A 13831-nucleotide genomic window follows, 5' to 3' on the forward strand; every position below is an offset into this window, starting at 1 on the left:
TCTTAAAAACTAATACTCTAAAAACGTCTTAGGTTAACTCTTTGGTTTAAAAATACAACAAATTAAAATTGCTTTTATATACGGTGCACGTTTGTGCCAAAAAGTAATGGAAGACAACCAACCGATTGTAATTCATTTTGCCAGATATTATTGTATTTTCAAGTGTAGTTCACAGAAAAGCTCGGAAAGAGCTCTGTTATTAACTTGAAAATAGTGATTGTTCCATCTTTATGCACATGAAATGTGATACATATCAATAATTAGAAAAGAAGGAATCATCTATTGTAACAATTTTTTATATTGGGGATATAGAATCTTGTTTAGGATGTTGGCTAATTTATAAAGATTGATAAGGGTGAAGAGGGTGGATATTCTTTTTTATCATATGATGCAATCAACGTTGGAAGATATTTTACCAAAACTTGTAGAACGTGCATTGGCATGTTTTGGTAGGGCAACAATACAGTGTGTAAGTAAAGAGCAACGTGATGCTATAGATGTTCGTTTATGGATCTATGCTGATGATGCATTCATCGGGCATGGGACTGAGTGTGATCAATATCCAGATTTGCAGCCCGTATTCATTACTACAACACAGGACAATCCTAATGTTTCAAAGATACGCTTTTTAGTAGAAGGGGCAATTTGTTCTGATATCAATGTTTATCAACGGCTTGTGGTGATATTTGATGGCCGAAATGATGAGCAGTTGAACTTGGCTCGTATGCAATGGAAAAAATATAAAATGGAAAATTATAATTTAACTTATTGGCAGCAGACTGAAGATCGCTGTTGGAAAAAGCAAATTTGATGTACATCACATCTATTATTTTAATTTTTATTAAATAGAAACGATGAAGTTGACACCGCCTTTATCGAGAAAAATCTGAAGAGTGTCTGGAAAGTGATAGAGTCTTTTTAGTATTTTATCTTTGGAAGAAACAATGTGTGATCTATAATCAAAACGTTTGAGTAGAATAATGATAATCATTGATCGAATTTTGCTTATTTCATGGGCTGTGATATTAGCCTTTTTATGCGTTTCGTGGTTGGGTACAACGCATATTCTATCACAAATCTTCTCTGTTGCATATATTAGCAACATTGCGGATACGTTATTTTTTGTTCTCAGCGCGCTATTTTCCGGAATATTGTGGTGGAGTGTACCTCAACCTATGTCTTTGAAAATGAAACTGGCAGCATTTCTGCCGCCAGCATTTATTTTATTTTTCTTCATTGCATACTTTTAGTTGCTTAGTTGGATATTTCATCATCTGTAAATCCAATGAAGCAAATTAGTGAAATAAAAGAAGAAAGAAGCAAATAATAACCGATATAAGAGGTATCAAAATGTTGTACCAGGTATTCTGCGATATAGGGTGCAAGAGATGCACCTAAGATGCCAGCTAAATTAAAGGTTATAGAGGAACCGGTGTACCGAACTGACGTTGGATATGGTGAAGCCAAAACAGCACCTAAAGGACTATATATCATACCCATGATCGATAGACCAATGGCAGACATTGCAAAAACTCCCAAAATTCCAGAATTTAAGAAATAAGGAATTGCGAAAGAGTAGATACCAGTAATTATTGTAACCCAAATCATCAAAGTTCTTCGCTTAATAAGATCAGAAAATTTCCCAGTTATGATGGTAAAAATTCCGCAAAAAATAGCACCAATTCCTTCTACTTTAAGAGCTTCCTCAAACGGCAATTTTAAATGGTGCGTTGAATAGCTTAGCAAATATGCGGTGACCAAATAAAATAAAACGAATGTTGTCATGCCTGCAAATGTGCCAAGAAATAAGATTCGTGAACATTTAAAAAAGACGTCTATTACAGGTAAGTTAACACGTTCTTGACGTATAACAGCTTTTTTAAATTCTGCTGTTTCATTGATTGAAAGACGAACCCATAACCCTACAATCATTAAAATGATTGAAAAAATAAATGGAATGCGCCATCCCCATGCTAAAAGTTCATCCTTATCAAGGAAGTACATAAGACCTAAATACACTATAACAGATAAAAACAAACCGATTGGAACGCCTAATTGAGGAAACATCGCATACCAGCCGCGTTTTTCTGGCGGAGCATTTTCTGTTGCAAGAAGAACAGCTCCACCCCATTCGCCTCCTAATCCTATTCCTTGTCCAATACGACATACCGTTAAAAGGATAGGTGCCCACCAACCAGCTGTTTCATAAGTAGGAAGAATACCAATTACAGCTGTTGATAGACCCATCGTGAGAAGAGCGGCTATAAGGGTTGCTTTTCTTCCAATTTTATCTCCAAAATGTCCAAAAAGAATTGATCCAAATGGGCGCGAAAAAAAAGCTGTTCCGAAAATAAGGAAAGATTGTAAAATGGCTAATTCATCACGTTCAGCTGGAAAAAATAAATAGGGAAATATAATAGCTGCGGCGGTTCCAAAAACATAAAAATCAAAATATTCGATTGTTGTGCCAATAAGGCTTGCAAACAAAATTCGATAAGGAGAATTTCTCTTGTTTGTGTCTTGTCTTTCTAAGTTTGTAGACATGAATATAATGTCCCTTTAAATGTATAACAAATCAAATTACAAAACCGACATCCTAACTATAAAAACTTCATATGAGTGTCGAGTCAATGTTATCATGGTTCCAGCGCATTAAAGCAATTTACAATGTACTAAGCGCGGATAATTGTGCTATAGACTGCCTGATTTGAGTGCAATAAAGACGCTGTATTTAATATAATGAAAAATAAAATATATTCTTATAGACGGTGCAATAACTCCTTTAATCTAATGTTTTTTCCTTCTTTAGTACACGACACTATTTTTATCTGTTAAAGATTAATCTTAGTTTCGTAGATTTTTGTATCTCTAAAATGTCTAGAATTTTACGAGTGTAATTAAAACACTTTTTAGTTTTTTTTGAAATTTTTCCACCACTAGTTGTATTTAAGTTTTAAAGTACACACGCAATATACATTATTTTTATATATGCAACTTTAAAATTTTAAGTATGCGAATATACGAAACTCTCTTTAGAATATGAAACAAAATAATACAATACGTATTTAACATTGATTTTATAATATTAACGACCAGTAATTTTTTGTATAGGCTGTAGGTATGAGATAAAGATAGCTTATCAGAAAAGTTATCAACATTATTAATATAATAGCTAAGAGAAATAAAAAAATCTCATACCGAGAGTAATAAAGTTGAGATTCTCAAGGATGAAACTATTTTAACTGGTGCCTTTATTACGTATATGAATTGCAAAATATTAAATATGAATGAGAAAAAAATGATAAAATTTATGGAGATGGTAAACTGTTTGTCTTAAGGAGAATGGCTTGTACCTATAATGCGATAACTTATGATAAAATAGCCGCGTTTTTTATGATGGTAGAATTGGCGGGTGAAGATTATGAGCGGAGAGCTACAAAATCTTACGAGATATGGTTTTAGATCTAATGTTTTTATTATCAAAAATAGTATTTTGTCATAAAGTACTAAATTTTCTGGCGATAAACTATGATATCATTACAGGAAAAAGGCAAATAATGTAATATACAGATTTTATGCAAAAAATTTAATGACTGAATATAAAATTGATTTATCAATTTTACTGATCCTATATTAGAAAAAAACGTGAAAATTTATGATTGGAGTTATCCCTATCTTTACGCGGGAGAAAAAGAATTATCAAATTATAGTAAAAACAATGATTTAAATAGAGGGATTATTCACTATATTTTATTTCTGTTAGTGTGATGACAAAATGTATAAGATTGAGAAACTGGCGGTGTGGGTGAGTTTATTTTTATAGGATGATTCTTGATAGTACTATCCTTAAATTTATGTTAGCGATCTTTCAAGAAATATACGTTTTGGTTTTAATGCTAGTCTTGCAAAAAAATATTTCTTTATCCAGGATAGCTTCGGTACCGATACAGTGCTGTAACAGAATTGAGTAATGAGATTGACAATTCTGTTTATTAGAATAAATCACGATTTAATTATTGATAAAAGTGAAGAATTGCATTTACTTTGGCAATTCTCTTAGAACCACAAATCGTAGTTGTCGATGTTGGTACTCGTAGAATTTGCAAAAGAAATAAAGGCATAATCTTAATGGTAATTCTACAATCTGACATTTGGTAAAAAGACTGGTTTGAAGTTTTTAATGCTTGTTTTAGGTGCGTGGATATAGGAAAGATTCCTGTTTTATCTCTGTGTAAGTAAGAGAAGGTAAGAGTTTTGTAGAAAGTCTCTTCATTTTTAGGACAAAAATCGTAGAATAAATGACGTACAGAATAATGATAGCTCTAAAATAAAAACTCAAGAGATGATTATCACGGTATTTAAATCTGCTGGATTCTACTTTTATTTCTTCTTCTGAAGAGAATAGAGGGATAAATCTTTTAGTGATGATCATAGATATTTTGATCTGAAGCAGGAACTTCCTGTTTGCCTATTATCTTATCTCTGGAAGGATCAAGCTGAGAGAGGTATTCGGTTTGGGCAGTCGTTCTCAGTTCTCAAGTTAAAACAACCATCAGCTTTTTTCCCCTTTTCATTTGATTTAAAATTTTTGGGGAATGTTAATAAAAGCAATGTAAGTGTTGTTTTTATTAAAAAACGAGAAATTTGGTATAATGTAAAATTTATTTTTTCAATTTTAACAATTTATTAGAATTAATTTTTAAAATTTTAGATTTAAGGTGCATTTTGCAAAGCTAATGACGCTTTAGCCTAAATATGAAGGGGAAAAAATATAGCCATGCAACATAAATGGAAATTAAATTGTTGGGCTATCATGCTCAGCAGCTGTTTTATGCAGTCCGCGGTTGCGGGTAATGGTAAGACAGAGAATGCAGAAAAATACAGCGATAACACGGTTAAGAATAATGCGGTAATTTATGGTGATGCAAAAGGCTTCAGTGGAAATAGAAAAATTGAAAATGATGGAACTAAAATTATTCAGGCACAAAAAGGAAAACAAGATTTTTCAAAAAATGCTGTAGTCAAAAAAGATTGGAAGCAAACTGTTCGTGATGGAGGAACAGCAGATAGAGCCAAAATTTATGGTGATGAACAGCATATTTTAAAAGATATTAATATTGGAGAAGAGGCCAAAAGTAGCATTTCCCCTGATGCTGTGATTTATGGTCAAATACAAAATCTGATGGTTAATGATAAAGAAAAATTATTAGTACGTTCTGGTGCTGTATTAAAAAGCACGACAATGATAAACAGGTCGGGAGAGCTTTATCTTGATGCTGGAAGTGAGCTGAATCATACTACAGCAGAAGAAGTCATTTTAAAGGGAAAAGATACAAAACTGTACTCTGTTACCAGTGAATCTGATGGGAAACGTTCTCTGATTAAGAAATTAAGTGGTAAAGGCAGTGTTATTTTTTCATTTAATGGATCTGATCCTTATTACTCTCAGCTTTATGTTAATAACCTTTCAGGGAATTTACATTTCAAGTTCAATACTACTATTGCTCATGATCGTGGTGATTATCTCTTTATTCAAAATGGGGAAGGTAACCACACAGTGAGCGTTTCTGATTCTGGAGTTGAAATTACAGATCCTGTTTCAAAAAAGCGTGATTTAATTACTGATCAAAGTGGGGGCGCTCATTTTATTTTAACAGATTTTTCGGGTGCAGAAATTAATGCAATCGATGGTGGAACCTATATGTATAGTTTTAAAAATAGAGAGGATGACAATGGAAAAACTTGGTTTTTGTCTGCGGACTATGTCAATCAGCCAAAACCTTTTATTCCTAATCAAGCAGTTTCCTCTTCTAATAGTTTGTTAACAACTCCTTCAACTGATGCAGTACTTTCTACAGCAGTATCTCCCGGAGCTATTTTCAATAATGAGCTGCAAACTGTTCGTGCCGGTAGAGGGCTTCTGAATAAAAGCAGAATAGATACTACTATGGGTGGCGGTAGTAATGGTAGAGGATTTCTGGATAAAAGCAGAACAGATACTGCTTTGTGGACATCTGCAATTATGAGCAAAGAAAACGTTGCTACAGGTCATACAAACTTTAAGCTTGAACAAACAGGTGTAATGTTAGGAGCTGATAAATTAAATGAATTAATGCATGGAGACTTGTATATTGGTGGTTTCGGCAGTTATGATCAAGCTCGTGTTGCACATGCACGGGGTGGTTTGAGCAATTTAAATACTTATAGTATTGGAGCTTACGCAACTTATTTTGATGATCACGGATGGTATCTAGATGGTGTTTTAAAATATAATCATTATCAAAATGATCTTCAGGCCATTTCGACAAATGGCTCAGCTATTCAAGGAAACTATGGTCAGTGGGCAGTGGGTACATCCTTTGAAACAGGTTATCGCTTCAAGGCTTCTCAAGACAGTTGGATGCAGCCTTATATTAAGATGACTGGGTTACAGGTTGAAGGTAAAAAAATCAATCTTTCCAATGGAATGATAGGTGATATAAACCCATTTACTTCACTTCGTAGTGAAGTTGGATTATTTGCGGGGCATGAGTTTATTGTTGGTACAGGTATTCCGTTAACGGCTTATATTACTGCAGCTTTTTTGCGTGAAAATATGAATAATAATTATACGATTATTAATAAAGAGAATCAATTTATCACTGATTTATCTGGAAATGCGGGGGAATTAGGAATTGGTTTGAATAGTTTCATAAATGATAAGTTAACACTTCATACGGAAGCTCATTATTTAAAAGGACATAAAATTAAACAATCTCTTCAGGGGATTTTAGGCATACGCTATAGTTTTTAATATGTTTCACTTTCTGAGTGATCTGAAAGTATAATTATTTTTATGAGCTAAAGCTGAAAATATTTAGGCTATATTTCTTGAGAGCGCATAGATATCGAAAATAATTTTATGCTCTCATTCTTTAAAGACAATCTAATTTTTTTTACTATTTTAAATTTTTGCAAATTATGTTTTGGGTAGAGGACATAATTTGCATTTTTATTAAGTTTTCATCGCATATTAAGCTATTCATGCACACATTTATACCGGATAATTAGAGATTATGATGTTGCAGAATAAAATACATTAAGATACAAATGTATTTTATACGACATAAATAAAACACATTATAACAGAAACTAATTGCAGTCACCTGTAGAGTTGCAGGCTTCTTATCTTTATTAACATGGAGTGTGGATTATGCGGTGTGAATGCAAATTAGGTTTTTCAATATTAATGGTCAGCAGTTGTTTAGTGCAAGTTGCGGGCGCTGATGAAAGCAAAAATTGGAATGAGGGATTAAAAAATATATCGAATAATGTCGGAATGATGAACGGAGTCACGGTGGAGAAGGGATCAGCATTGATCAGTAAGCCGGTAAGTCAGAATGTGAAGATTTTGAACGGTGCTGCTGAGATTGTTGAAGGGAGCTCAACGGGAACTGCTGTTGAGGAAGGAGGTATGCAGGTGATTACGCGCGGAGGGTCTTCCATAAACGCTACTATCAATGGCGGTTGGCAATTTGTTTTTGAGGAAACGGGTGATATGGATTTAGGTATCAGTACTGGGAGGAAAAGCTCTGCTTATAATACTAAAATCTTGGGGACGGATGAGACGAGGGGACAGCAAAATGTGTATGATGGTGGGCAGTCTTGGTCTACAGAAGTTAAGAAGGGAGGAGAACAAAATCTTTATAAGGGAAGTCAAAAAGAGGGTGGTTTTGCATCGGGTACTAAGATTGTAGGTGGTAGGCAAAACGTTTTAGACGGAGGAAAAGCTGAGGATACTACTTTGCAAGGTGATGGTTCTATTCAGGTTGTGTATCCTGGTGGGATAGTCAATGGTCTTACAATTGGCAACGGTGCAAGCTCTTGGATATATCTGGGAGCAAATTTATCACATGGGAAGGTCAAGGTTGAGAGTGGTGGGCATTTATATTTGTATGCCGGAGATGACACAAATCGCATTACAAAAGGCAAACTTTCCATAAATGGCCGGAGTGATGAAAACTTATTTTTTGTTGGTGTGCGGAGTGGCAAGAATGCTCCTTGGTTTTTGATTGAAAACTTAGATGGTCAAGGAGATGTTAGTTTTCCTTCTGTTCAATATGATAAGCGCCATTTTCCGCTTCGTATTGAGAACCTTTCAGGTAGTCTGCATTTTAATTTAGATGTCATTAAAGGAAGTCATCAACACAGGAATTATTTATTGATAGGTAATGGGAGTGGTGATCACAAAATAAGTGTTACAGATTCTGGTTCTGAAATCACAGATATCCAGCATCCTCTTGTTTTAATTACTGATAGAAGCAGAAATGGAAGAGCTCAATTTTCTTTAGCGAATTCTTTTGGTCAAAAAACTACAGCTATTGATGGTGGGACTTTTATGTATGGTTTATATAGTAGAGAGGAAGAGATTAAAAACGGAGGAGGTGGTAGTAGCCGTTATACGATTTGGTATTTGGGTTTAAAAAGCCATGGGTCGGATTCTTTGGATAGTCGTTCTCGGCGTGTGAGTACAGGAGAGAGAAGTCTTCCTACTGTTCTTTCTGGTGCAGGTAAGAGTGAGGGATCTCGTAGAAAATCACCTTCTCGTTCTCAGGAAAAAAATAACAACAGTGGTGCATACGGTAACACGTCAACACAGAAGAAGCGTCCTCCACGGCATTTAAAAGAAGATCAGCATCCTTCTGTTTCTATGATTTCTCTTTCTTCGGAAGGTCAGACTGATGAAGCGTCACATATAAACGGTGGTTATAAATATCCTGATTTGGAGCAGATACCTCCTGTTCCTCCTATTATTTTACCTCTGAGAGATCAAGTTCATGAAGCATCGGGTGTGGATAGTCGCTCTCAGTCTTCAAATTCAAAACGGCCACCAGTTCCTACATCTTTATTTGATCAAGTTGTGAAGCGTTCAGATGATCAGGATCAACGTCTTTCACAAGCAAAGCAGGAGATTCAGGGGTCTGGCTTTTTAACAACTCCCTCTACGGATGCGGTGTTATCTATGTCTGTGAATCCTGGTCTTATTTTTGGTAATGAGCTACAAGCTGTTCGTGCTGGGAGAGGAGTTTTAAGCGGAAGTAAGAAAAATTCTGCTTTGTGGACACAAGCGATCAAGCATAAAGAACATATTGCGACAGCTCATACAGATTTCAAGCTTGAGCAGACGGGAGTCGTGTTAGGTATTAATGGTTTAAGTGAACTGATAAGTGGAGAGCTTTATATTGGTGGTTTTGGTAGTTATGATCAGGCACGTGTTGCTCATGCACGAGGTGGTACAAGTGGTATAAAAAGTTATAGTATAGGGACTTATGTAACGTATTTTGATCACAGTGGATGGTATTTAGATGGTGTTATAAAATATAATTATTATCAAAATAATCTTCAGGCTGTTTCAACGAATGGTTCGGCTATTAAAGGTGATTATAATCAGTGGGCAGTGGGTACATCCTTTGAAACGGGTTATCGCTTTAAGATGGCAGAGAGCAGTTGGATGCAGCCTTATGCTCAATTAACTTGGCTGCAAGTTGATGGGAAGGAAATAAAGCTTTCTAATAGAATGATAGGTAATATGGGTCGATCGACTTCGTTGCGTAGTGAGGTTGGGTTATCTATAGGGTATGAATTTGGATCGGGTTCAAATACTCCATCAATGGCTTATATTACGGGAGCGTGGTTACGTGAGAATATAGATAAAAATCACACGACGATCAATAAAGAGCATAAATTTATCACAGACTTATCTGGAAATGCGGGCAAATTAGGAATTGGTTTAAGTAGCTTTATAAATGATAAATTATCGTTTTATGTGGAAGCTAATTATGCAAAAGGTCATAAAATTAAACAGTCACTTCAAGGTATTTTGGGCGTACGCTATAGTTTTTAATGCTTGTTTTTTGTTAAAGCTTAATGTGTAATTGATTAGGGGGCTTAAGCTCACAGTATTTGGAAAGCATTTTGGGGAGGTAAGTTCTGTTTGTACGGGGAGAGTTTATTTATACTACATTTTTTGTTTTAAAACTTTGGGATAAGATAAAGGATGTAATATTGTTTTGCAGAAGGTGTATTGATCTGACTACGATAGGCCAATAATCATAGTGTTGGATTGGTGATTCTGATTGAGATTTTCTCTATAATTTCTATACTTTTTAAAATTAGTGCGGATTTTTTGTTCTAATTACTTGGCAAGAGGTTGCCTGCTCGCTATAGAACGGCCAGATTATTATAAATAAAGGTGATCAAATGGCTGTAGAACGTACTTTTTCAATGATTAAACCGGATGCAACACGTCGTAATTTGACAGGAGCAATTACCAAAATGCTCGAGGATACAGGGTTACGTGTTGTAGCTTCTAAGCGTGTATGGATGAACCAACGCGAAGCTGAAAAATTTTATGCTGTTCATAAAGAACGTCCATTTTTTAGCGAATTGGTTGAGTTTATGTCTTCTGGTCCAACTATTGTGCAAGTTTTAGAAGGTGAAAATGCAATAGCAAAAAACCGTGAAGTGATGGGTGATACAAATCCTATGAATGCAAAGGAAGGGACAATTCGTAAAATACACGCTTTGTCGATTGGCGAAAATTCTGTTCATGGTTCAGATAGTTCTGAAACTGCAAAAATAGAAATTGCTTTCTGGTTTTCCGAGATGGAAATTGTTGGTTGACAGAAATAGAATAAAAAGCAGAAAATCCCGAGCAGTGTGTTTCGGGATTTTTTAAAAAAGTTATAAAATGCTTTAAAAGTGCGTGGAGATCATTCTTTTATGTGATAACATGTTTTAATCCTGCACGAAAATAATCCCATCCTGTCCATAATGTGAGAAGAGCTGCAATCCACAACATAGTGATCCCAAACTCTATTGTGTAAGGGATAATTTTGTTGCCAGCTGGTCCTGCTAAAAGAAAGATAATAGCTACCATTTGTACAAAAGTTTTCCATTTTGCAAGACGAGAGACAGGAACACTTACTTTTAATTCAGCTAAATATTCACGTAATCCTGACACAAGAATTTCTCGGCAAAGAATAATAATGGCTGCCCACAGTGTCCACCCAGCAATAGTGCTGTCTGCGGCAAGCAGTAGTAAGCAAGCAGATACGAGAAGTTTATCTGCAATTGGATCTAACATGCGACCGATATTGGATGTTTGTTCCCAAATACGGGCAAGATATCCGTCAAAAAAATCAGTAATGGATGCAATCACAAAAATGGAAACAGCAACCCAACGTGTGATATCGCTTGATTGTAGCCGTCCTTCTAAAAAAAAGCACGCAACAACCATTGGAACTGCAACAATCCGAGCATAAGTCAGAATATTAGGAAAAGAAAAAGTATGATTTTTCATAGAGCTATTTTCAGTTCTTTGTGAAAGACAATTTATTTTATAAACGTAACAAGGCAAAGATTATGAAACAAGTCCTATTTTTCATTAAAATGGTTGTAAATTTTTTGTGCAATCGCGGAAGAAATTCCTGTAACTTTTGTTAAATCTTCGACGGAAGCCCCAGCAACAGCTTTGGCACTTCCAAAATGATGAAGGAGTGCTCGCTTTCTTGTTGGGCCAATATTTTTGATTTCATTAAGCGGATTGTTGAATGCTTCTTTTTTTCGTTTTACTCTGTGAGTTCCAATTGCAAAACGGTGAGCTTCATCGCGCAGACGCTGTAAGAAATAAAGGGTAGGGTCACGCGGAGGAAGTGTAAAGGATGGTTGACCTTTTATAAAAAAACGTTCACGTCCTGCTCCACGGTCGGCACCTTTGGCGATCCCAACGATTTTGATGAAATCGTCTAGTCCTAATCCAGATAATACCGTGTGAACACTGTTTATTTGTCCTTCACCACCATCGATTAACATCAGATCAGGCCAAATAGGAAAAGAATCATCACCTTTATTTTTTATGTCGTTGCTTTTATTAGGCCGTCCATGCTCTTTTATAAGGCGTGAAAATCTTCGTTTAATGACTTCTTTCATCATACCAAAATCATCTCCAGGCGTGATATCAGTTGAGCGAATGTTAAATTTGCGATATTGACTTTTTATAAATCCCGTTTGACCTACAACAATCATTGCACCTACTGCATTTGTTCCCATAATGTGGGAATTATCATAGACTTCTATTCGATATGGAGTATGAGGTAATTTGAATAGTTCAGCAATGCTTTTAAGCAGTTTTGTCTGTGTAGCTGTTTCAGCAAGCTTGCGTCCAAGCGCTTCATAAGCATTGGTATAGGCATGATTAACAAGAGCTTTGCGCTCTCCTTGTTTTGGTAAAGATAGGAATATTTTACGATTTGCTTTTAGGCTGAATGCTTCTGTAAGAAGTGTTTTTTCCTCAATTGATTCAGATAAAAGGATAAGTTTTGGAATAGGCTTATTATCGTAGAATTGAGCAAGAAAACTTGCTAGAATTTCAGCACTGGAAAAGGATGAATCCGCCTTAGGAAAATAGGCTCGGTTTCCCCAGTTTTGCTTCATACGAAAAAAGAATACTTGAATACAGGTGATTCCCTCTCGTTGTACAATTGCAAATACATCTGCTTCTTCTACTGTTTGAGGATTAATATCTTGGTGGCTCTGTACGTGAGATAGAGCTGATAAACGGTCACGATAGGCAGCAGCTTGTTCAAAATCAAGATTTTCTGCAGCTTTATTCATAGCTTTTACCATATCGTTTTTGATTGATTGGCTTTTCCCTGAGAGAAACGCTTTTGCATTTTTAACTAGCTCCATATAGTCTCTGTCCTTAATTTTATTTGTACAGGGTGCAGAACATCGCTTGATTTGATAAAGCAAACAGGGGCGTGTACGATTTTCAAGAACTGAGTCAGTACAGGTGCGTAATAAAAAGGCGCGTTGTAAAACATTGATTGTTTGTGTCACAGCACTTGAAGAAGCAAAAGGACCAAAATAATGTGCTTTTCGTGTTCGGGCACCGCGGTGTTTGTAAAGTGCGGGTGATCGATGATCATCGGTAATAACGATATAAGGAAAGCTTTTATCATCACGCATTAACACATTAAAACGTGGATTTAACCTTTTAATGAGATTAGCTTCTAAAAGTAACGCTTCTGTTTCTGTGTGGGTGATGACAAATTCCATATGATATGTTGCACGAATCATGCTGGCAATACGGTTACTGTGTCCCTGTTCACGGGCATAGTTTGAAACGCGTTTTTTTATATTACGTGCTTTGCCAACGTATAGAACATCACCATTCTCATCAAACATGCGATAAACACCTGGTTTATGAGGAAGGTGTTTCACAAATTCTTGTATCAATTTTGATCCATTGAGCTGGTTTTCATTTTTTCCTTGGTTGGCATTGTCCCATATAATATTAGAGAGAAAAGGTAGATTTTCTCTTTCATTTTTAGGGGAGCCTATACTGTTTTCAGAATCATTTAACTGATTCAGAAACATTTTGTGTTGGTCATATGAAATATTTTTTTCCATTGGATACTGTTATTTTACGTCTATACCTTTTATCATAACGCATTATGACACGAGATATCATGATTTTGGAGGATCACTTTTTTATAAAAAGGTGAAGATCACTCTAAAGAAGAATTTTGTGAAGCCACTGACTTTGCCTATTATATTAATTGATTAGAATAATAAATTTGTGATAGTTAAACATTATTTACTGCTTTCTTTTGCATAAACTTAAAATCCATCTTTTTTGTGGGAGAGGTTTTTACGCCTAAAGTTGGAGTTTCTTCTAAAAACCTTTAAGTAATTTCATATAATGTAGGCAGTTATAGGTGTTTTTTATCGTTTAGTTTTTACCACAGTGTACAATTCTTAGACTAGTCTGCGGAATATTTCCTATGAA

Annotated in this window: 8 protein-coding genes; 5 read left to right on the top strand and 3 right to left on the bottom strand. The window is 35.3% G+C overall.

Annotated features, from left to right (window positions below):
* The first annotated feature begins 364 nt into the window (after nucleotides 1-364).
* Nucleotides 365-811 (top strand): DNA polymerase III subunit chi, encoded by a 447-nt coding sequence (locus WCP78_RS03220; RefSeq protein WP_336279049.1) that lies wholly within the window; start codon nucleotides 365-367, stop codon nucleotides 809-811.
* Between the two features lie 169 nt (nucleotides 812-980).
* A complete protein-coding gene (locus WCP78_RS03225) occupies nucleotides 981-1250 on the top strand; it encodes a hypothetical protein (RefSeq protein WP_336279050.1) in 270 nt (89 codons plus the stop codon).
* 4 nt (nucleotides 1251-1254) lie between these two features.
* Here the strand turns inward: WCP78_RS03225 and WCP78_RS03230 are convergent, their stop codons facing one another.
* Complete coding sequence (locus tag WCP78_RS03230; protein WP_336279051.1) at nucleotides 1255-2544, bottom strand: MFS transporter; 1290 nt, start codon at nucleotides 2542-2544, stop codon at nucleotides 1255-1257.
* Nucleotides 2545-4831: 2287 nt separating this feature from the next.
* Between WCP78_RS03230 and WCP78_RS03235 the strand changes: the two genes are divergently transcribed.
* The 3 genes from WCP78_RS03235 to ndk all read left to right on the top strand — a co-directional run bounded on the left by WCP78_RS03235 (nucleotide 4832) and on the right by ndk (nucleotide 10662).
* Nucleotides 4832-6793, top strand: coding sequence for an autotransporter outer membrane beta-barrel domain-containing protein (locus WCP78_RS03235; RefSeq protein ID WP_336279052.1), 1962 nt, complete (start codon nucleotides 4832-4834; stop codon nucleotides 6791-6793).
* A 399-nt stretch (nucleotides 6794-7192) separates the two neighbouring features.
* Nucleotides 7193-9883 (top strand): BafA family autotransporter, encoded by a 2691-nt coding sequence (bafA, locus tag WCP78_RS03240; RefSeq protein WP_336279053.1) that lies wholly within the window; start codon nucleotides 7193-7195, stop codon nucleotides 9881-9883.
* Nucleotides 9884-10239: 356 nt separating this feature from the next.
* A complete protein-coding gene (gene ndk / locus WCP78_RS03245) occupies nucleotides 10240-10662 on the top strand; it encodes a nucleoside-diphosphate kinase (protein WP_336279054.1) in 423 nt (140 codons plus the stop codon).
* Nucleotides 10663-10759: 97 nt separating this feature from the next.
* Here ndk and pgsA read toward each other — a convergent pair whose 3' ends face one another.
* On the bottom strand, nucleotides 10760-11341 hold the full coding sequence (gene pgsA / locus WCP78_RS03250) for a CDP-diacylglycerol--glycerol-3-phosphate 3-phosphatidyltransferase (protein ID WP_336279055.1): 582 nt from the start codon (nucleotides 11339-11341) through the stop codon (nucleotides 10760-10762).
* 74 nt (nucleotides 11342-11415) lie between these two features.
* A complete protein-coding gene (uvrC, locus tag WCP78_RS03255; protein ID WP_336279056.1) occupies nucleotides 11416-13452 on the bottom strand; it encodes an excinuclease ABC subunit UvrC in 2037 nt (678 codons plus the stop codon).
* Between the last annotated feature and the right edge of the window lie 379 nt (nucleotides 13453-13831).

Source organism: Bartonella occidentalis (genome assembly GCF_037070875.1).
Taxonomy (GTDB): domain Bacteria; phylum Pseudomonadota; class Alphaproteobacteria; order Rhizobiales; family Rhizobiaceae; genus Bartonella.

Bases quoted from the DNA above. Each gene is read 5' to 3' on its own strand.
- pgsA (WP_336279055.1), bottom strand. From the start codon at position 11,341: ATGAAAAATCATACTTTTTCTTTTCCTAATATTCTGACTTATGCTCGG.
- uvrC (WP_336279056.1), bottom strand. From the start codon at position 13,452: ATGGAAAAAAATATTTCATATGACCAACACAAAATGTTTCTGAATCAG.
- WCP78_RS03230 (WP_336279051.1), bottom strand. From the start codon at position 2,544: ATGTCTACAAACTTAGAAAGACAAGACACAAACAAGAGAAATTCTCCT.
- ndk (WP_336279054.1), top strand. From the start codon at position 10,240: ATGGCTGTAGAACGTACTTTTTCAATGATTAAACCGGATGCAACACGT.
- WCP78_RS03225 (WP_336279050.1), top strand. From the start codon at position 981: ATGATAATCATTGATCGAATTTTGCTTATTTCATGGGCTGTGATATTA.
- WCP78_RS03235 (WP_336279052.1), top strand. From the start codon at position 4,832: ATGCAGTCCGCGGTTGCGGGTAATGGTAAGACAGAGAATGCAGAAAAA.
- bafA (WP_336279053.1), top strand. From the start codon at position 7,193: ATGCGGTGTGAATGCAAATTAGGTTTTTCAATATTAATGGTCAGCAGT.